The organism is Embleya sp. NPDC050154 (genome assembly GCF_044460165.1).
Taxonomy (GTDB): Bacteria; Actinomycetota; Actinomycetes; order Streptomycetales; family Streptomycetaceae; genus Embleya.
Genome location: NZ_JBITJP010000002.1, coordinates 21,260 through 42,379 on the forward strand (window position 1 = coordinate 21,260; position 21,120 = coordinate 42,379).

Below are 21,120 nucleotides of genomic sequence, written 5' to 3' on the forward strand. Positions count from 1 at the left end.
ACTGGCGCCGCGTCTCATCATCGGACAAGATTGCCGGAGAATAAAGAGCCGCACCCACAACGGTGCCGATATCCGTGCCGCGCGAGTGCGACATCCACCACGCGAGCAGCGACATCCGACGCGTACGAACCGCCGCCCGGAGGGCCCATGCCACGCAATGTCGATGCCACGACGTTGAAAAAGCTGGGATACACGACGGACCCGACGCCGGGTGATCCGACCTCGATCACGGATGCCTCGCTATATCTGGCCGCGTTGACGAAGAAAGCCGGCGACGCCTCCACGAAACTCGCCGGCCTGGTCCAGGAGGGCGCGGGCGCGCCGTTGATGGGCGAGGCGGCCGGCGAGTTGCGCGCACACGTCAAGGACCAGCTCAAGCTGTTCGTGGACAAGCTGGCCCAGGCCACACAGCTCGCGAGCACCGCGCTGGCCGGCTACTCGACGGACCTGCTCGCGGCCCAGGCGAAGGCCCAGGAGGCACTGAACGCAGCGGCCCCGCTGCCCGAGAACGACCCGGGTCTGGAGGCGGCCCGGGCGACCATGGCCACGGCGCGCACGATGTACCTGGAGGCGGTCGAGAAGGCGCGCAAGTCGCTGGCCTCGGCCACCGCGCTCAAGACCAGCCCCAAGACGGTCGCCGAGGAGTTCTGGGACTTCTTCAAGATCTTCACGATCGTGCTGACCGTGCTCGGCGTGCTGTTCGGCGGCCCGTTGGGCCTGTTGGCCTTCGGCGCCAACCTGGTCGTGCTGGGCAAGACCATCGCCGACTTCGCCCGGGGCAAGGCCACCGGCCTGGAGTTGTTCCTGAACATCCTGGGCGTGCTGTTCCCCTCCACCAAGGCGCTGCTGCCCGCGCTGCTCAGCGGCCTGAAGAACCTGCTGGTGGGACTCGGCAAGGGCGCGGTCAACCTGTTCAAGGGCGCCGGCGACCTGCTGTCGCTGCTGAGCACCGGGCTCAAGGGATTCAACCTGGCCGGCTGGAGGTTCGCGCTCGCCTACGCGGGTCTGCTCACCGGCACGTTGCTCTTCAAGGGCGGCGCGCTGGTCGGCAAGTTGCTCGTGCTGCCGTTCAAGGCGATCGTGTGGGTGGGCAAGACCGGTTGGGCCGTGGCCAAGAAGGGCTTCGGCGAACTCAAGGGCTGGGGCTCGCTGGGCATCATCCTGCCGGTGGCCGGGGACGAGATCGCCAAGCTGGGCCTGTCCCGGGCGTTGAAGATCGGCTTCTGGGAACGCGGTGTCCTGGGCAGCCAGAAGGACTTCATCCGCGCGTCGCTGGGCGTGCCGCCGGCGGCGGCGGGCGGCGCGGGCAAACTCGGCGGGCACACCCCCACCCTGGCCCCGCCCGGCGGGCCGATGGGCAAGGACCTGGCGCTGTTCAAGGGCCATCCGAACCTGTCCATCGGCGTGTTCGACCCGGGCGGCGTGGCGCGAGCGGGGAGTTCGTTCGACACCGCCGTGTTCGTCCCGGCGGCGAGCGGCCTGTACACCCCGCACTACGGGCTCGGCGTGTACACCTTCGACCACACCCTGCTCGGACACGAGGGCCTGCGATCCCTGGGCACCACGGTCGGCCACGTGGGAACGCCGAACGTGCAGTGGAATTCGCTGCACGACGTGCTGAACCAGGCCGGAAGCATGTCCGCGCTGCACGGCCTCAACCTCGGCGCCATGACGCCGCACACGATCGGCGGCGCGGTCGAGAGCAGCCAGTCGTTCGCCAAGAGCGCGATCGGGTTGGGCGACGACGTACGGATGACCCCGCTCCCGGAGATGCGCCGGCTCACCCACGGCGACACCACACTGACCACCGTCGGCACGGACCGCTTCGTGGCGACGGCCCCCGACCCGCTCGCGAACAAGGTCCCCGCGCCGACCACCACCACGCACACCCCGGGCCTGTCGCACTCGGTGTCCTCGCCCGGCGTGCCCACGTCCACGCATCCGCCGACGGCACTCACCGAGGGCACCACGACCCGCCCGCTCGACGTACGGTCGACGTCGACCGTCTCGCCGTCCACGGCGCCGGTCGGCGGGGCCGCGCCCGCGGTGGACGTGTTCGACCTGCTGGCGCCCGCACCGGGCAAGGTCGGGTCGACGCCGGCGCCACCCGTCCCGCCCGCGGGGTCCGGCGGCCCGGGGGTCTCCGCGCTGCACCGGGACACGGCGTTCAACCTGTTGGCCGGCGGTCCCCGGAACACCGATCACGTCCCGGCCGCCTCGGCCCGGTTCACCCCGGTCGACCTCGCAGGCGGCAACGGCGCCGGCGTTCGCCCGGACCTGGCGGGTGGTCGGGGCACGACAAACACCGTGTCGGCCCTCGTCGGCGAACGGATCCCGCTGCGTGCCGACCCGCCCCAGGTCACTCCCGCGCCCGTACCGCCGCCCACCGCGCCCTCGCACACCGTCGGCGGCGGGCGCGCACCACTCCCCCCGAACGCGCTGGCCCACCTGGGGGCCACGCAGGACAATCTGGTCGCCAAGGTGCTCGACGACGTGGCCACGGGGCCCGGGCCCGGTGGCAAGTCCACGCTTGCGCTGCCCGGTTCACGGCTGGAGGCGTGGCATGACTACACCCGGGCCCGACACGCCTTCGATCGGGCTGCCGCGACCGAGCAGGCGCTGCGCGCCGGGCAGTTCACCGGCGAGAGCAGCGGCGGCGTGGGGCGGGCCGAGTTGATGATCGCCACGGCGACCCGGGCCAACGCCGGGCTCGCACTGGCGGACGCCACGGCGGCGTTGAAGGCGTGGGGCGTAGACCCGGCGGTCGCGGCACCGAAGGTCGCCGACGCCCTGGCCAAGCTGCCGGGACTGCGCGGTGGCCTCCCGCCCGTGGAGCACGTCAACGACACCAGGCCCCGCGAGACGTACGCCTGGCAACAACAGGATCGGGTCGCCCAGCCCCACGAGCCCGCGATCGCCAGGTTCGGCGGCCCGAACGCCGTGGACCACTTCGAGGTTCTGGGCCCGATGGGCCCGAACGGCACCCGCCCGCTGCTCCACGACGGTTACCTCCTCCCCGACGGCACCTATCAGGTCTTCGCGGGACCCGCCGGTGCCGGCTCGGACTTCCGGATCTGGGGGGACCTCGACGGCACCGTCCTCAAGCAGGGGCAACACCTGCCCGAGAGCGGCCGGTTCAAGGTCACCGACGTGGGGTCCGAGGATTTCCAGGTCTGGGGCCCGCGCGGCGCCGACGGCAGCCATCCCGTCCTCACCGACGCACAGCACCTCGGCAACGGGAGGTTCCGGGTCTTCGACGGCCCGATGGACCCTGCGCGCAACTTCCACATCTGGGAACGGGGGTCGGGAACGGGCGACATCGTCTCCAACCACGTCGTGCGGGAGACCGCTCGCAGGTTGGGCGACGGTACCTTCCAGATCTTCGACGGCCCGAGGATCGGCGATACGGACTTCCGGATCCTGGGGCCGCGTCAGGCGGACGGCACCTATCCGCTCATCGCGGACGCCCACCGACTCCCCGACGGCACCTACCAGGTACACCGCATGCCCAAGAAGGACACCGACCCCTTCCAGATCTGGGGTCCGCGCGGCGCCGACGACAGCCATCCGGTCCTCGCCAGGGGTGAATACCGGCCCGTTACCGACGACTTCAAGGTCGTGAGCGAGGCGAGCGGACACTTCCAGATCTGGGGCCGGCGGGGTGCGGACGGCGAACACCCCGTGCTCCACGACGCCTACGCACGCCCCGACGGTACATACCGGGTCTACGACGGACCACGCGCCGACCCGACGCGGAACTTCCGGATCTGGGACCACCAGGGCGGCGTGCTCAAGAGCGCGGAGTACCGGCCCGCGACGGGTGACTTCAAGGTCACCAACACGCACGACGCCGACTTCGAGATCTGGGGAACGCGGCACACGGTCGACGGCACGGACCCGGTGCTCAGGCAGGGCCGGGCCCTCGGTGACGGCACGTATCAGGTGTTCGACGCACCCCGCACGGGGCCGACGCAGGGCTTCGAGGTCTGGGACGGACACGGCACCACCATCAAGCGCGGCGAATACCGTTCCGCCTCGGACGACTTCAAGGTCACCAACGAGGCCGACCCCGACTTCCAGATCTGGGACCGCGACGGCAGCATCCTCAGAAGCGCCGAGTACCGGCCCGCGACCGCCGACTTCAAGGTCACCAACCCACACAACGCCGACTTCCAGATCTGGGACCGCGACGGCAGCATCCTCAGAAGCGCCGAGTACCGGCCCGCGACCGCCGACTTCAAGGTCACCAACCCGCACAACGCCGACTTCCAGATCTGGGGACCGAACACCGCCGGCGGCGCCCACCCGGTGCTCAGGGAGGCCCGCGCCCTCGGCGACGGAACCCACCAGGTGTTCCACGCCCCCCGTACCGGGCCGACGCAGGGCTTCCAGATCTGGGACGCCCAGGGGGTCGTGCTCAAGAACGGCGCGCACATCCCGGGCAAGAACCTCTTCAGGGTCTCCGGCGTCGACGACGCGGCCCGGGACTTCCAGATCTGGGGACCTCGCCAAGCCGACGGCACGCACGCCGTACTGGCCGACGCACGCCGGCTGGCCGACGGTCGATACCAGGTGTTCGACGGCCCGACCGGCGTCGCGGGTCGCAACTTCGAGGTGTGGGCGAACGACGCCTTCAAGGTCGAGGGCAATGCCATACGCGGCCGAAAGGTCACCCATGTCGGCGAGCACCTGTCCGACTCCGGTGAGTTCAGGGTGACCGACCGGCTGCGCGGCACGTGGGAGAAGTGGGACGGCCCCGACCTGTTCGACCACAGACTGCTCGAGTACCCGCTCGGCGGTCCGATCGCCGGCGCCACCCGCCGCATCGATCACGTCACCCTCACCTGGCAGGACGTACGCCCCGCGGGCGCCTCGGTCGGCCACGACCTGGGCTGGGAACACATGCCGTTCCGCAAGGGCACGGTGGAGAAGTGGCCCGCCGGCCCCGACGGCAGGGACAACGGGATCCTTCGACTAATCGACGGAGACGGCACGACCGTCTACACGCGCGATCCCTCCGGCGCCCACGAGGGGCACTGGATCGAGGGCTTCCGGGACCACGCGGGCAAATGGACGTGGGTCGAGAAGACCGCCGGGCACAGCCCGATCGCCTCCGGCACGCGCTACATCCGCTGGGACAACACCGCCTATGACGTCATCGACGGCGTCTTCGAGCTCAACGCCCGTCACCTGTTCGGTGGAAAGGTGCGCGACTTCCACCCGCAGCTCGACGGCGGGATCCTGATCACCGAGAAGACCGGCTTCCGGAACTGGAATTGGCACAAATGGGAGGCGAACGGCACGCTCCAGGCCCAGGGCGAGCTGCGCTTCCGGTTCGATCCGAACTTCGGCTTCAAGGCCCGGGTCACCCATGTCAAGGGCGATGCCGGTGCCGCGATGCAGGATGTGGCCGACCGCGGGCTCGTCGCCTTCGAACGATTCGCGCCGATGCGCGGCGGGCTGGGGAAGAAGTTCTTCTCCGCACCCGACAAGGCGCGAAGCACCAGGCAGTACACGTTCGAGCCGAGCGTGCAGCCGACCGAGCAGTTCAAGCACTACATCGAGCGAAACTACGTCAACGAGGAGTCCGCGACCTTCTCGAAGTTCGGCGACCTCGAGCTCAAGGCGCGCCGTATCTGGCAGCAGCGCTTCAACGTTCCGTTCTTCCCCGGCAAACCGGACTTCCCCGGGAACCTGTTCACTGGGGACGACCGACTCTTCCGGCACTGGGAGGTCTCCTGGACGGCCGCCGACGGGACGATCGAGCGTGCGGTGCGTTTCCAGCGCCTGGACGGCACGTGGCAGGACTTCAACCTGAACGGCGAGCTGCTGCGCGAAAGTCGCGTGCTGCTGGACGGCCGCAGGATCGAGTTCACCGCCGACACTCCGGGCGGAGGCGGAACCTGGCGCGAGGTGGGTGGCACCGAGACGGGGGTGCGCGAGTTCGGCGCGGATCGCCGCTGGGCCGACTACAAGACCGTCCCGGGGACCGATGAGCGCGTCCTGGTCCGCGAAGTCGTCGACCGCAAGGGCACGGTCCGCGAGTACCAGGGCGATCTGGGCCGCACCGGGCCCTGGGTGGACCGCAACCGATTCGGCCAGATCGTCGAACGCCGCGACGCGCTCGAAAGCGGCGGTTTCGTGCACGCGAGGATGGACGGTAGGCCCGACGGCCGCTTCACCTGGCAGCGGTTGGACGAGCACGGTATGGCGCTGCCCGGCGCGGAGAACACCGGCTTCCGTACGACCAACCGCGGCGGCGCGCAGATGTGGGGCGAGGGCTTCGACGACGGGTTCAAGGACTTCCGCAGGATCGGTGATCGGGACGTCCTGGTGTACGAGCACAAGTCGCTCGGCGACGGCCGGATCGCGGTGATCGAACGAGGAGCCGCGGACCGGTACACGACCACGGTCAGGACCCGCACCGGGGAGATCCAGGCACATCCCGGCGGGCATTCGGTGAATCACGTCGACGCCGGTGGCAAGTACTGGCGCGACGAGATCGAGGTGGGCGGCGTCACCCACACCATCCGCGAGGGTCGCGGCGACGCGATCCGCGAATACCGCGTCGGCCCGGACGGCATCCCGAACACCCGGCACTGGGACGACCTCCGCAACGGCGCGAAGATCCGCTCGTTCGAGCCGATCACCCACCAGGGCAACGTCGTCGGCTACCTGGAGAAGGATCTCGCCTACCTCCAGCAGCGGTTGTACGACGCCGACGGCAACGTCGTGGTGCACCAGGGCTTCTCCACGAAGATCTTCGAGAAGATGCCGGCCGCCGACCCGGGTGTGCTCAACCGGATCAAGTCCTGGGCCCACCCGGACAAGCTCGGCGCCACGGGCGTCGACTCGCGGTTCAAGCTGGTCGGACGCGCCGTGGACCACCACGGCGCGTTGAACGAGTTCCGCGGCTACAACCGCGGCCTCGCGGACACCAACCGACGGCACTGGGGTGCGCCCGACGCGCTGCGCGGCACCAGGGAATGGACCTTCGAGCAGAAGGTGTGGACCAAGGTCGGCATGGAGTTCACCCAGGACTTCGGCCTCTCGGTGCTGGCCGGCATCATCACCGAGCTGATCAACGACGGGAACGTCTCCGGCACCGACTGGGGCAGGATCTTCCTCAACTCCGCGGTGTCCGCGAGCTTCGCCGGGCTGATGGCGCGCCTGCACGAACTCAAGTTCCGTCCCGGCTCGTTCTCCCCCAAGCAGTTCAAGGACGGGCTCACCGCGAACGACTTCGGCAAGCCGTTCAACACCAACCCCTACTTCGGCGACAACTGGAAGACCGACTGGGCCAACTTCGACACCGCGCTGCGCTGGCGGTCGGGCCTGTACAAGTTCGGCCTGGGCCTGGCGGTCAACCCGCTCGTGGCTTTCGTCAACGGCTCGATCAACGCCGCGGTGTTCGGCGACAAGAACGGTGTCAAGCACTACGGCCTGGACGCGCTCGCCTACGGCGGCGTTGCGGCGCTCGGCTCACTGGCCGGCGGCGCCTTCGGTCCCGGCGCCCTCAGGTTCGGCGTGGACGCCTACATGGCGGGCCGGTTCTGGCGTAAGTCCGGAGTCCTGGACATCGGCATCAAGCTCGGCGAGAAGCTGATCGACGCGCAGCTCAACAAGCTCTTCCAGGGGTGGCTCGGGTTGAACGACAAGTACCTCCCGCACCCCACACCCGAGAACGGAACCAAGCCGTGAGTGTGTTCGGCAACCGCGGCGGCGCCCGCGGCAATCGCGGCGACCGCGCCACGCGGGGCGCGGGAGCGCGCCGCACCATCGCCGAGCTGATCGACGCCGCCCCTGACGGCGCCCGGGTCCTGCTCGCGCCCGGCGAATACCGCGAACACGTCGTACTCGACCGCGCCGTGGTCCTGGTCGCCGAACAGGGGCCCGGCAGCGTACGCCTGATGGGTGCTCAGGATGTCGCGCTTACCGTGCGCGGCGGATCCGGGGCGGGCGTCGAAGGCGTCGTGCTGATCGCCGCCGACGCGGACGCGCCGGCCGTACGCGTCACCGGCACCGCCGAGGTGGCCTTCGACGAGTGCCGCGTCATGGGTGGCCGGGTGGCGATCGCCGACGACGCCCGGGTCCGGCTGAGCGGCTGCCGAATATCCGGCGCCGGCGTGGCCGGCGTCTCGGTGTCGGACCGGGCCCGGCTGGCGATGACCGGCTGCCGGGTGCTCTCCGTGGACGGCGCGGGCGTGCTCGCGGCCGGCTCGGCCGGCGTGACCCTGGCGGACTCGGTGATCGTCGAGGCGGTGATCGGGCTGGAGGTGCGGGACCAGGCAGGCGTGCAGGTGCGCGGCTGCGCCTTCCTGCGTTGTGCGCGCAACGCGGTACTCGCCGAGGACGACGCGGCCCTCGGCCTGGACGCCTGCCGCTGTGCCGAGAGCGGCGAGGACGCGGTGCTCGTGCGCGGCGGCGCGAAGCTGACCATGCGCGGCACCGCGATCGAGCGCGCGGGCGCCTCCGGGCTGGCCGCGATCGGTCGGGCCCACGCGAGCGTGCTGGACTGCCAGATCGTCGCCTCCACGCTCAGCGGCGCGGTCGCCGACGAGGATTCCCGCTTGGACGTGATCGGCGGACTGATCCGCTCCACCGGCGCCAACGGCGTCTTCGCGCGCGGCCGGGCCCGGGTCGGCCTGGACGGGGTCGCCGTCGCGGACACCACGTTCACCGCCGTGCACCTGGACGAGCACGCGCACGGCGAGCTCGCCGCGGTCGTCCTGGGTCCGACCCCCGAACACGGCCTGTGCCTCGCGGGCGCGGCCGGCGTCGGCGCGGACGGGGTACTGGTGCGCTCCGCCGAGATGACCGGCATGCACCTCGGCGGCATCGGCACCGCCCGGTTGACCGGGTGCGCGGCGCACCACTGCGGCACCGGGCTGCGGCTCGAGGAGGATCTCGACGCCGGGGTCGAGGACTGCGCGTTCACCGTCACCGGGCGGGCCGGGATCGAGGTGGGTCCGCGGGCCCGGCCCACGCTGCGCCGGGTCCGGGTGGCCCGGGCCGGGACCGCCGGCGTGGTCGTGCACGAGGGTGCGACGCCCGTGTTCGAGGACTGCGCGGTGACCGACAGCGCGGGTTCGGCGATGGTGGTGTGGACCGACGCGGCGCCGGTGGTCCGGTCCGGCTCGCTGACCGGCGCGGGCAAGAACGGCATCTTCCTCAAGGGCGGCGCCAAGGGCGAGTTCACCGACTGTGTGGTGGGCGGATCGGCCTATCCGGCGGTGTACGTCGCCGCCGGGGCCGCACCGACCCTGCGTGACTGCTCCTTCCGGGACTGCCCGAGCGACGCCACGATCGAGGACCCGGACGCCACGTCAGCGGTGTTCACCGACTGTGTCGCGCGTGGTGTGGCGGACACAACGGTGTCCGGTCGGAGTTCGTCCGCGACCGCGCCGCTCTCCGGGCGGGAGCCCGAGCCGGGCGACCCGGTCCCCGCGCCGGCGGATCTGACCTCACTGCTCGCCGAGCTCGACGACCTGGTCGGTCTGGCCCGGGTCAAGCACGACGTGGCCACGCTGGTGCAGCTCATGCAACTGGTGCGCCGCCGCGAGGAGGCCGGGCTGACCCCGCCGCCGCTCAGCCGGCATCTGGTGTTCGCGGGCAACCCGGGTACCGGCAAGACCACGGTGGCCCGGCTGTACGGACGGATCCTGGCCGCGCTGGGGATGTTGACGCGCGGTCATCTGGTGGAGGCCGATCGCGGCGCGTTGGTCGGCGAGTACGTCGGGCACACCGCGCCGCGCACCACGGCGGTGTTCCGCAAGGCGCTCGGCGGCGTGCTGTTCATCGACGAGGCGTACTCGCTCACCTCCGCGGGCGGGAGCGACTTCGGTCAGGAGGCCATCGCCACGCTGGTCAAGCTGATGGAGGATCACCGCGACGACGTGGTGGTGATCGTCGCGGGCTACCCGGACGAGATGCACCGCTTCATCGACTCCAACCCCGGCCTGGACTCACGCTTCAACCGCACCGTGGTGTTCGAGGACTACGCCTCCACCGACCTGGTCAGGATCGTCGAGCACCAGGCCGCGGCGTACGAGTACACCCTCGACGAGTCGGCCCGCGCGGGCCTGTTGGCCTACTTCGACTCGGTCCCGCGCGATCGGCGGTTCGGCAACGGTCGCTCCGCGCGGCAGGCCTTCCAGGAGATGACCGAGCGGCACGCCCGGCGGATCTCCGCGATGGCCGAGGTGACCGCGGCGGACCTGGTCTCGCTGCGCGCGCCCGACCTTCCCGATCTCGTTCCGGCCGCGCCCGATCAGGCGTGAGCGGCCGAACCGACCCGAAAGGCACGACATGGCCGAACTCCCCAACCCCGAACGCGACTTCGGGCACGCCTTCGCGCGCTCGGTGCGTACGCCCCGGCGGCCGCTGCGACCCGGCCGCCGGGTGTGGACGGTGAGCCTGGGCATGCCGGCGCTCGCTGCGGCCGGTCTGGCCGTGGTGACCATCGCCTCGGCGATCGAGTTCGATGGTGACGACGGCGGTCACCGCAAGCCGGTCGCGCAGGCGGCGCCGATGCAGGACAAGCCGGTCCAGGTGACGCCGCCGAGCGCCTCGACGCCGCCGCAGAACACCGCGATCTCCGGGAGCGACACCGGCGTTCCGCCCGGCGATCCCGGCCCGGGCAACAGCGCACCCGGCGCGGGCGCCCCCGCCGGCGGCTCGGCGTACCCGCCCGACTACCCCACCGGCGGCAACGGTTCGTCCGGAACCGGCAATTCGGGTGGTTCGGCCTCGTCTGGCGGCTCGACCGGAACCTTCGGTGGCGGCGGTTCCACGCCCGGCGCGCGCGCTCCGCTCTCCGGTTCTCCCGGCGGCGGCACGGCTTCGAACCCCGGGACCACGCCGGGTGGTTCCACCCCGAAGCCGGCCGTCCCGCCGCCCGCGCAGCCCGGCTCGCTCGCGCCCAAGCAGACCTTCACCGGCGTCTCGGGCTACGGCTGCGCGAACAGCGGCGCGAGCGGTTTCGCCGAGGTGGGCCGCTACAGCGACGGCTCCAAGGGCTGGTACACCGTGGGCAGCGGCGGCTGGAACAAGGACGGCTGCAACGGCAGGTTCGACGCGGTGCCGATGTCCGGCGACAAGAACAAGGACGACACGAGCGCCCGGGTGTTGTGGTGGTTCGACGTCGGCTCGGCCACCCGGCGCTGTCAGCTCAGCGTGTACGTACCCGCCGGCAACGGCCGGAACGTGGGCGGCAATCCCGCGCAGTACTACGTGCTGCGGGGTAAGGAGGACGACAAGACGGGTACCTGGTACGACAAGTTCACCGTCGACCAGGTCTCCAACAAGGGTCGTTGGGTCAGTGCCGGCACCTTCCCGGTGAGCAACGGCAGGATCGCCGTCAAGCTGGTCACCCGCGGCGTGGACTGGGGCGGCACCGCGGGTGCGCATCTGGCGGCCGGTCAGGTGCAGGCGAACTGCACGGGCTGACCCGGGCCGAACGCGACGATGTCCGTGCCCGATCCCCACGATCGGGCACGGACATCCGTGCGCACGGCGGCCTCGGGTTCAGGAGACCTCTTCGGCCATCGATTCGCCCGCCGGCCGCTGCGGAGGCAACATCCGGGTCGGGTCGACCGGGGAGTGCGTGATCGGCGCGGTCCACACGATGGGTCTGGGCAGCGGGAACGTCTCGCCGCGGTCGAAGCGGGTGCCCCCGGGGCGGGCCGCGGCCTCCCGACCCGGGTCCTCCGCGGGCAGCGTGGCCACCGGCACCGGGAAGCCCGGGTTGACCCCGCCGGCGGCGGTGATCCCGGTCGGGCGCAACAACACTCCGATGGTGCGCCACAGAATGGTCAGGTCGACCCGGGCGCTGCGGTTGCGCACGTACCAGAGGTCGTATTCGATCCGCACCGGCCAACTGAGCGCGTTGCGCCCCTGGACCTGGGCCCAGCCGGTCAGTCCGGGCCGCACGTCGAGCCGGCCGCGCTGGCGCCGCGTGTAGTGCACCACCTGACTCGGCAGCGTCGGACGTGGGCCGATGATGCTCATGTGTCCGCGCAACACGTTGATCAGTTGCGGTAGTTCGTCCAGGCTCGTGGTACGCAACAACTGTCCGGTGCGGGTGATGCGGGTCGCATCTGGTTCGTCCGGAAATCGCGGGTCGTGCATGGTGCGGAACTTGAGGATCTCGAAGTCTCGGCCGTGCAGGCCGCTGCGTGTCTGGCGGAACAGTACCGGCCCACCCATGGTCGCGCGGATCATCACGTGTATCGCGAGCAGGACCGGCCCCAATAGGACCAATGCCAGCACGGCCACGGTGATGTCGAACAGTCGTCGCATGCCATGCCCCTCCCCTGGTGTGGCGTTCGTTGTGGCGTCTTCCGGGCGTCGGCGGTGTCTCCCTCACCGGTCGTCGCCCACTGTGTGCGTCAAGTCCAGCCCAGGCCGCGGCGCTTGGCCACGGCCCGGTAGGTGTCGATCGAGATGCCCGCGACCTTGCGCTGGTCGAACTCGGCAAGCGCGCGGCGCCGGGCCGCGGCGCCGAGTTCGGCGCGCAGGTCCGGTTCGGTGATCAAACGGTCGATCGCGGCGGCCAGTGCTCGAGGGTCGCCGGGTGGTGCCAGGAGCAGGTGTTCGCCGTGGGTGCCGATCTCCCGGCAGCCTCGGATGTCGCTGAGCACCATGGGCAGCGCGCAGGACGCGGCCTCCATGGCGGATCGTGAGAATCCCTCGCGGTGCGAGGGCAGCACGAACACGTCCAGCGCGTTGTACACGGCGGGCATGTCGGCGCGCGCGCCCGGGAATTCGACCTGTGACCCGTGCACGGCGCGGGACACCGCGTCGGCCTTGTCCGGGTCCTCGGGTCCGATCCACACGAATCGGGCCTTGCCCGCGAGCAGTCCGGCAGCTTCCACGTACTCGAGGATGCCCTTCTCGGCGACCTGCCGCCCGACTCCGCCTACCAGTAGTTCATCTTCGGCCACGTTCAGTGCGCGCCGAACGGCCGCGCGGGCCTCGGGATCGGGTCGAAAGCGGGCCAGGTCGGTGCCGTTGCCGACCACGCGCGATCGCCATCCGGGCACGGCCCGGCGCAGCGTGGCGTGGTCGGTGGCGTTCTGGTACAGCTCGGCGTGCGACGCGCGGGCGGCGATGCCCTCGGTGCCGAGCACGAACGCGCGCCGGACCCACGGATCGCCGGGGCGGATCCACAGGCCGTGGCAGGTGTTGACCACCACCGGAACGCCGGTGGCGCGGCCCAGGATCCGGCCCAGCACCCCGGTCTTGGGGTTGTGTGTGTGCAGCACGTCCAGGCGCAGTCGGCGCAGGGTACGCACCAGTTCGGCGGCGGCCGCGGCGTCGCTGCGCGGACTCCAGGCGCGGGTGAGCGAGTTCAGGGGTACGTGGGTGACGCCCAGTTCCTCGACCTCGGGGACGTAGGGGCCGGACGCGCTGATCCCGAAGGTCTCGAAGCCGGCCGCGACGTCCTCCTCGAGTTCGGTGCGCAGGAGCAGGGCCAGGCTCATGTCGATGGTGGTCAGGTGCGCGACCCGCAGGGGTCGGCCGCCCGGACCGCGCGGCTCACGCATGCGCACCGGCTTTCTTGCCCAGGCCGACCACGGCCGCGTAGGCGCGTTCCTGGGCGAGCCGGCCGCCGAGTTTGGCGCGGAAGAACGCGGGTGGGTCGGTGCGCCGGACCGGGACCCGGCGCAGCCGGATCGGGTCGCAGCCCGGGAGGTTGCGGCCGAGCACGCCGGTGGCGGCGCTGCGGAATCGGCAGCGCAGCGCGTGTTCCATGTCCGGGACGGCGATGCCCCACGGATAGGCGAAGTGCGCCGGCCGCAGGCCGAGTCGGCGCTCGATGTCGTCCGAGGCGGTGTCGAGTTCGGTCGCGGTGAGCGCCTCGGGGCGGGCGTGGCTGTGGGTGTGGTTGCCGATCGTGGCCAGGCCGGATTCGGCCAGTTCGGCCACCTGGTCCCAGCTCAGCGCGGGGGATCCGCCGCTGGTGCCGGTGGAGCCTTCCCAGCGCATGCGTTCGCCGATGCAGCCGGTGGCGAGGTAGAGGGTGAACGGCAGTTCTCGGCGCCGAAGTTCCGGCCAGGCGTTGGCGTACACGTCGGCGAAGCCGTCGTCGAAGGTGAGCACGATCGAGGGCGTGCGGTCTCCGGCCGCCAGCCGGTCCACGGCGGTGTCCAGCGAGACCACGTGCGCGCGCGGGAGCAGATCGAGTTGGGCGCGGAACGCCTCAGCGGGCAGGTCCAGTTCGTCGCGTGTGCCGCCGCCGACCCGGTGGTAGATGAGCAGCGTCGCGCCGGGTGCGGGCTCGCGGGCGAGGGCGGTGGCGGCCAGGCCGCGTTTGAGCGTGGCGCGCACGCGGTCGCCGCTGATGGCGGTCATCGGGTGGTGCCCTTCGAGGTGAGCCGGGTGGGAGCGGTGCGGGCGACCGGCCACGGGACCGGTTCGGGTTCCTGGCGGAGCGGGGTGCCGGGGGTGCCGGCGGGGTCGAGCGGGTACAGGCGCAGGGTCTCGCCCAGGGCGGTGGCCACGCTGCGGGCCGCCTCGTCGGGGTGTGGGGAGTGCGGTCGCTCGCGGTCGGTGCCCAGTGCGGCGATCGTGTGCACGGTGCGGTCGGCGCCGAGGTGGACCAGGGTGTGCGGTTGTTCGCCGACCAGCCACCACGTCTCGCCCCGGGCCCGGCCGGCGTCGACCACGTCGGTGCCCCGGTAGCCGCAGGCGAGGGCGATCGGGCGGTTGTCCTCGATGCCGGCCTCGTGTACCGGGTCGAGTTTGTGGCCGGCCTCGCCCTGCGGGTTGATCGCGGGCGCGATCACCGTCTCGGCGACCAGGGTCGGTTCGGGGCCGGCGGACTTGGCGCGACGGACCCGCAGATGTTGTTCGACCGACATCCGGGTGGCCCGGGCGAAGCCGCGCGCGGGCAGTGTGGCGGCGAGCAGGGGCCGGTCGCGGACCGCCTCGATGTCCCACAACGCCGGTCGTTCGGGCGCCAGCCGCAACTTCTGCGGGGTGCGGGTGGGCATCAGGTCGACCAGGCGCGGGCTGCTGCCGGCCGGCCAGGGTTCGCTCAACACCCGCTCCTGGGCCTGCCATTGCACGACGGTACCGATGCCGAGGGCGGCGAAGCGTTCGTCGTAGGCGGTGGAGTGCCAGGTGGCCACGTCGCCCAGGCGGAACCACAGGTGCATCGCGGCGGGTACGCCGTCCACCCGCAGGATGTACAGCCGTGCCCAGTCGTGCCGCACGGCGCGGGCGATCAGGTCGCGTCGCGCGTCCGCCGCGGCGGGCTGGAGCGGGCCCTTCCAACTGCGGGCGAACAGGTCGGTGTAGATCGCGAATCCGGCGTCGAGGTCGCGCTCGTGCGTGCGTCCGGCGCCGCCGATCTCGTCGACGGTCAGCTCCCAGTGCGCGCGGACCCGGGCGGCGAAGCGGTGCGCGTAGCGGTCGAAGCTGCGGAACCGGGCCTTGTGGCCGGCCCAGCCGCCTTCGACGCCGGCGAGCATGTCGCAGGCCTTCTCTCGGGCGGAGACGGTGTAGCCGCACGCGCGCAGCCCGGCGATCAGTCGGTGGGTCTCCGGGTCCCGGCTGGGCATCCGGTGCAGGCGCAGTTCGCGGATGCCGGTGCGGGCGAGCGCGTCGGCGATCGAGTCGGCGCCGTGCGGTTCGTCGGGGTGTACGACCACGTGGCTGCGTGGTCGGCGGTGCGCGGAGAACACGCCCCAGCGGTCGGTGCCGATCCGCTCCAGCGGGAGCAGCGCGCGCGGCTGGTCTGCCTCGTCGAGCACGGACACCACGCGGATGTCGTCCAGCGGGTCGTGGTGGCCGTGCAGCGTGGAGGCGAACCACGCGTGGGTGTCGAACGGGTCGGCGTGTACGCCGCGCGCGGCCACGAGCCGGTCCCAGGACGCGGCGAACGCGGTGTCGATCTCCAGGGGGTGCATCGGGCGGGCCCGCATCAGGCCCCCTCGGCACGGCTCAGCGCGCCGCGTGTGCGCGCGCTCGCGATGGCGGACACGGCGGCGGCCGACGGTGCGGCGGGCCCGATCGTGGGCGGTCCCCACGCGCGGGGCCAGCGCAGGCGCGGGTCGCGCACGGGCACCGCGTCCAGATAGCGGACGGGCGACGCGAGCAGGTCGGCCAGCATCAGCGCGATCGCCTCCAGGGTGTAGGTCGGGTCGTAGCGCACGACCTCGCGCAGGGTGGGAACGACTTCGCCGGTATCGACCCGGGCCACCGCCAGCGGAGCGGCGCCGATCCGGTACCAGCGGTCGTGCGGGCCCCATTCGGCGCGCATCTCCTGCGGGCCCCTGCGTGCGCAGGCCACGGTGAGCAGGCGCAACGTGGGCTGGTCCAGAGTCAGTTCCGGACTGGGCAGGGCGGGGACCTCGGTCGCGGGTCTGGCCTCGAGCCGACGGGGGATGCCGGATGTGCCGGGTTCGCTCGCCGTCGCCCGGGCGCGCAGGCCGCGGACCCGGGCCCGGGCGGCGATCGGTACCGCGCGCTGCACCTCGCGGGCGCCGCGCAGCAGCGGCAACACCCGGCGCGGTACCCGGGCCGCGCACACATCCAGCAGCGGGGGCCTTTCGGTGCTGATCCGGTCCTTGAGCGGGCTGGCTCCCGGCAGCAGGTCGATCAGGGTCAATCCGCCCTCCGCGAAAGCCAGTTCCTGGGCGCGCCAGTGCACCACGTTGCCCGGTGAGAGCATCGCGGCGGCCGGATCGTAGGCGACGGTGTGCCAGTGCACGACCGGGCCGATCCGTACGCCCAGGCACGACGCGATCGCGCGGTCGTCGGCGTAGAGCACGTACAGCCGGGCCATGCCGCGCGCGTCGAGCGCGTGGGTGAGCAGTCGGCGGCGTTCGGGCGAGGCGCCGAGCCGCCCCTTCCAGCTCAGGTCGAACAGTTCCTCGTGGTCGGCCAGGCCGGCCGCGAGCGGCGGGGTGCCCGGTGCGCCGAACGCGGCGACCCGCAACTTCCACAGTTGTCCGGCCCGGCGGGTGGTCTGCCCGACCGCGCTGTCGAAGCCCCGGTGGCGGGCCCGGTAGGCGGACCAACCGTCGGTGGTGGTCTCGATCATGTCGGTCATCCGCTCGCGCACGTCCACCGCGTAGCCCGCCTCGCGCAGCGCGTCCAGCAGGGCGTGCGTGGCGGGGTCGCGGCCGGCCATTCGATACAGCGTCAGTTCCCGGATGCCGCCGCGGCGCAGCTCCGCCGCGAGTTCGTGGAGCACGGCGGGTTCCGGGTCGGTGGTGCCGATGACGACACGTGTCCGCTCGCGTTGGCCGCGCCCGAGTTCGTGCGCGCGGCCGGCCGAGTCCAACTCCAAAGGGAGCAGGGCCAGCGGGTGGTCACCGTCGAACACACCGGGTATGCGCACGTGTTCGGCCCGATGCGGACGGCTCGCCAGCCACGACGAAGCCCAGGCGTGGGTGTCGAAGACGTCTGCCTGAACCCCCCGCCCGACCACCAATTCGTCCCACGCGCGTGCGAGATCGACCTCGATCTCCTCGGCGCGCAGGGTCGATGCACGATTGACCATCGCCCGGCCCCCACCTCGCGGTCCCGATGTGAGCAGCATCGGAACGTTTGTGCCCGACCGGCGCCCTCCGCCCCCACACGGTTGGGACACGAGTCGCCCGCCGACCAGATTAGGCCGGATGGGTCACGCGTGAAGGGTGTTTCGCAATCCGTCCACGAGTCGTGCGTGATGTTCCCCGATATCCGGGGTCCGTGGTCTTGCCCGGATGTGACCGGCGGGCGGACGTTCGGTGACCGGCTGACGGGAGGTGACCCCGCTGTTACGGTTCCGGCAGCGGGAGCCGCGTGGCTGGGGAGGCTGGGGTGGGCGGTTCGATGGTGGGGTCGGTACGGGCCGGGGGCGACGCTTTGTTGCGGCGGTCTCCGGCGCAGGTGTGGTTCGTTCGCCGTGCCCGGCTGCGACTGGCGGTGCTCGGGTACCACGGGATCTCTGATCCGGGCACGTTCGCACGGCAGTTGGACCGGCTGCGTCGGGTCGCCCGGCCGGTGTCCCTGGACGAGGTGGAGTCGGCGCTGGAGAAGCGGCGCGCGTTGCCCGCCAAGGCCGTGCTGTTGACCTTCGACGACGGTGAGCGCAGCATCCTGGAGCACGGCCTGCCGCTGCTGCGCGAGCGCGGCGTCCCGGGCGTGGCCTACGTGGTGGCGTCGGCGATCGACTCGCGTACGCCGTTCTGGTGGCACGAGGCGGACCGGTTGGTCGCCGCAGGGGCACGGGTGGCCGGGGAGCCGGAGCGCTCGCCGAGCGGATGGGTGGCGTATCTCAAGACGGTGCCGCAGGAACGGCGATTGAGCCTGCTCGCCGCGCTGCGAGCGGGCCACGAGGCGGTGGACACCCCGCAGTTGACCGGCGCGGACCTGCGCACCCTGGAGTCGGGCGGGGTGCGGGTGGAGAACCACTCGCTCACGCATCCGCTGCTGGACCGTTGCGCCGACGCTGACGTGCGGGCCGAGGTGGTGGACGCGCACGAGCGGTTGACCACGCTGCTCGGTCGCGCGCCGAGCTCGTTCGCGTATCCGAACGGGAACTGGGACGTGCGGGCCGAACGACTGCTGGCCGAACTCGGCTACCGCACCGCGTTCCTCTTCGATCACCGGCTCGGGCCCCGGTTGCCCGACCATCCGCTGCGGATCTCCCGCCTGCGGGTCGGGTCCAACACCCGTCCGGACCGGTTCGCGACGATCCTGTCCGGGCTGCATCCGGCCGTACACGCGCTGCGCGGCGGACGTTGACCTGCTTGAATCGGCGGGTTGTTCGGGCCGGCGGGACGGGTCCGATCGACGGAGAGATCCGGGGGGATCACCGTGCTTGCTCTGCCCACGCTGTTGCGCTCGCCCGGCGAGTTGGCGGCACTGGTTCCGTCCTGGCGCGCGCTGGTCGCCGCGACGCCCGGGACGTCGTACTTCACCACGCCGGATTGGGTGTTGGGCTGGACCGAGTCGTTGGGCCGGGACCAGGCCGGGCGGGTCGTGGTGGCGGTGTGGCGCGCCGAGGACGGCGGCGCCGAGGCGGTGGTGCCGCTGCTGCGCACCCGTGAGCGGCTGCACCCGCGGCTGCCCGGCGGCGTGTCGAGTTGGACGCTGCTGGGCACCGGGCCGGGCGCCGCCGACCACTGCGGGTTCGCCGTGGATCCGCGCCGGCATCAGGACGTCCGCGCGTGGCTGGCCTCGCTCGCCCGGCGGCGCACGATGGTCTTCCCGCATCTGGACGCCACGACCGGTGATCCGTTCCTGCCGCCCGGCGCGCGCGAGATCGAGCGCACCGCGTGCCCGGTGATGCCCGCCGACCCGGCCGCGCTGGGTTCCGCGCGGCACCGGCAGGGCGTGCGGCGCAAGGCCAAGAGGCTGGCCGAGGACGGGGTCACGTTCACGTGGGTGTCGCCCGAGGCGATGACCGCCGAACTCTTCGACGACCTGCTGCGGCTGCACCGGGCGCGGCGGGAGGCGATCGGCGGATCGAGCGCGTTCGACGCGACCCGACGCCCGCTGCACGCGGCGCTCGCGGCGCGCTCGGACGCCGGTCGCGGGCCGTGCGCGCTGGTCGCACGCGATCCGGCGGGCCGGCCGGTGGGAATCCTGTACGGGTTCCTGTGGCAGGACACCTTCGCCTACTACCAGTTGGGCTGGGACCCGGCGTACGCGAAGGCGAGCCTGGGCACGGTGCTCTTCCACGAGACGCTCACCGCACTCGCCGCGCGCGACGTGCGCACCTTCGACTTCCTGCGCGGGGCCGAGGAGTTCAAGCACCGGTTCGGTGCGACGGATCGTTACGACACGACATGGCTGGTGGCCCGCGGGCCGGGCGGTGCGCTGCTGGGCGCCAAGTCCGCGGCCCGCCGGGTCCGGGATCGCCGGTCTCGGCCGGTTCGGGGGGAAGCGTGAAGGACCGCATCAGGCTCGTGCACGTGGTGTGGCGGTTGAGCGTCGGCGGCGGGATCCCGCAGGTGAGCCGACAGGTGCTGGCCGGGCTCGACCCGGAGCGCTTCGACTGTCACGCGATCATCGCCAGGCCGGCCTGGGAGGAGGACGAACTCGGCGAGTTGGGGCCGAATGTGACGGTGCATTCGCTCGACCACGAGGGTCCCACCCGGCCGCCGGACGAGATCCGGCTCGGGATGCGGATCGCGGGCCGCGTCCGCGAGTTGCGGCCCGACGTGCTGCACGCGCACAGCGGAACGGCCCGGCTCTCGCTGCCCGCCGCCCTCGGCTCCCCCGGGCTCCCCCGGGTGTTGGAGGTGCACGAGCCGCTCAAGGACGGTCTGCACTCGCGGCTGACCAACGGCATCGAGGTCGGCATGGTCAAGGCCGCCGGCTTCCGCCCGTTCGCGCACTCGACCCATGTCCGGGACGCCACGGCGGCGATCGTCGGGTGGCGGCCGGAGCGGATCCCCCTGGTGCCGTTGGGTGTCCCGGTCCATCAACCGGACCCGGCGGCCGGGGTCGCGCTGCGCGCCGAGTTGGGCATCCCGGCCGAGGCGCTGGTGGTGGTCGGTGTCGGCCGGGCTCCGCAGAAGAACATCCCGCTGATGGTGCGCGTCGGCGCGGACGTGGTGCGCAAGCTCGGCGACGCCGGTCCGCCCGTGGTGTTCCTGGTGATCGGTCGTCAGGAGCCGGAGGTCCCGGCGCTGATCGCGGAGCTGGGCGTCGGGAAGCAGGTCCGGGTGGTCCCGCCCCTGGCGCGGCTGAGCGACGCGTTCGACGCGGCCGACCTGTTCCTGTCCACGTCGCACTACGAGGGCTTCGGGCTCGCGGTCGCCGAGGCGATGATGGCGGGCGTACCGGTGGTCGGCACCGCGGTGGGCGGCGTGACCGACGTGGTCGCGGACGGGGTCACCGGCCGGCTGCTGCGCGCGGGCGACCGGGGCGGGTTGGTGATGGCGTGCCGCGAACTCCTCACCGACGACGCGCTGCGGGCCCGAATGGGCGCGGCGAGCCGGGAACGGGTGCTGGCGCGCTTCACCCGGCAACACATGCTCGACGGCTTCGCCCAGGTCTACGAGCGCGCGGCGCTGCGACGTCGCCGGGGGTAGGTGGACGGCGGGGCCGGGCCGGGGGGCGGTCGACCCGGCCCGGCCCGACCGCGCGCCCGGTTGCGCGAACGGGCACGAGCAA

11 protein-coding genes are annotated in these 21,120 nt (G+C 72.0%); 6 read left to right on the top strand and 5 right to left on the bottom strand.

Annotation, left to right across the window (positions count from 1 at the left end):
• The first annotated feature begins 147 nt into the window (after positions 1-147).
• From ACIBSV_RS03930 to ACIBSV_RS03940, 3 genes are read left to right on the top strand one after another with little or no spacing between them, the layout of a single operon-like run.
• Positions 148-7,701 carry a hypothetical protein gene (locus ACIBSV_RS03930; RefSeq protein WP_395859350.1) on the top strand — a complete coding sequence of 2,518 codons (7,554 nt, stop codon included), beginning with the start codon at positions 148-150 and terminating at the stop codon, positions 7,699-7,701.
• Entirely contained in the window at positions 7,698-10,280 is a 2,583-nt protein-coding gene (locus ACIBSV_RS03935; protein ID WP_395859351.1) for a right-handed parallel beta-helix repeat-containing protein, read from the top strand. Before ACIBSV_RS03930 ends, ACIBSV_RS03935 begins: the two co-directional genes overlap by 4 nt.
• Before the next feature lie 28 nt (positions 10,281-10,308).
• Positions 10,309-11,448 carry a hypothetical protein gene (locus tag ACIBSV_RS03940; RefSeq protein ID WP_395859352.1) on the top strand — a complete coding sequence of 380 codons (1,140 nt, stop codon included), beginning with the start codon at positions 10,309-10,311 and terminating at the stop codon, positions 11,446-11,448.
• Positions 11,449-11,526: 78 nt separating this feature from the next.
• Here ACIBSV_RS03940 and ACIBSV_RS03945 read toward each other — a convergent pair whose 3' ends face one another.
• The 5 genes from ACIBSV_RS03945 to ACIBSV_RS03965 all read right to left on the bottom strand — a co-directional run bounded on the left by ACIBSV_RS03945 (position 11,527) and on the right by ACIBSV_RS03965 (position 17,512).
• Entirely contained in the window at positions 11,527-12,300 is a 774-nt protein-coding gene (locus ACIBSV_RS03945; protein WP_395859353.1) for a sugar transferase, read from the bottom strand.
• Positions 12,301-12,389: 89 nt separating this feature from the next.
• Complete coding sequence (locus ACIBSV_RS03950) at positions 12,390-13,547, bottom strand: glycosyltransferase (protein ID WP_395859354.1); 1,158 nt, start codon at positions 13,545-13,547, stop codon at positions 12,390-12,392.
• Entirely contained in the window at positions 13,540-14,355 is an 816-nt protein-coding gene (locus ACIBSV_RS03955; protein ID WP_395859355.1) for a polysaccharide deacetylase family protein, read from the bottom strand. The genes ACIBSV_RS03950 and ACIBSV_RS03955 overlap by 8 nt, the downstream gene beginning before the upstream one ends.
• On the bottom strand, positions 14,352-15,929 hold the full coding sequence (locus ACIBSV_RS03960) for a GNAT family N-acetyltransferase (protein ID WP_395859356.1): 1,578 nt from the start codon (positions 15,927-15,929) through the stop codon (positions 14,352-14,354). The genes ACIBSV_RS03955 and ACIBSV_RS03960 overlap by 4 nt, the downstream gene beginning before the upstream one ends.
• The gene (locus tag ACIBSV_RS03965) at positions 15,929-17,512 is read right to left on the bottom strand and encodes a GNAT family N-acetyltransferase (RefSeq protein ID WP_395859357.1); all 1,584 of its coding nucleotides are present in this window, start codon (positions 17,510-17,512) and stop codon (positions 15,929-15,931) included. The genes ACIBSV_RS03960 and ACIBSV_RS03965 overlap by 1 nt, the downstream gene beginning before the upstream one ends.
• Before the next feature lie 302 nt (positions 17,513-17,814).
• Here ACIBSV_RS03965 and ACIBSV_RS03970 point away from each other — a divergent pair, with 302 nt between their 5' ends.
• From ACIBSV_RS03970 to ACIBSV_RS03980, 3 genes are all read left to right on the top strand, one after another.
• Positions 17,815-18,741 (top strand): polysaccharide deacetylase family protein, encoded by a 927-nt coding sequence (locus tag ACIBSV_RS03970; RefSeq protein WP_395859358.1) that lies wholly within the window; start codon positions 17,815-17,817, stop codon positions 18,739-18,741.
• A gap of 72 nt (positions 18,742-18,813) precedes the next feature.
• A complete protein-coding gene (locus ACIBSV_RS03975) occupies positions 18,814-19,890 on the top strand; it encodes a GNAT family N-acetyltransferase (protein ID WP_395859359.1) in 1,077 nt (358 codons plus the stop codon).
• Positions 19,887-21,038, top strand: a complete 1,152-nt coding sequence (locus ACIBSV_RS03980; RefSeq protein WP_395859360.1) for a glycosyltransferase family 4 protein — start codon at positions 19,887-19,889, stop codon at positions 21,036-21,038. Before ACIBSV_RS03975 ends, ACIBSV_RS03980 begins: the two co-directional genes overlap by 4 nt.
• Positions 21,039-21,120 lie beyond the last annotated feature (82 nt).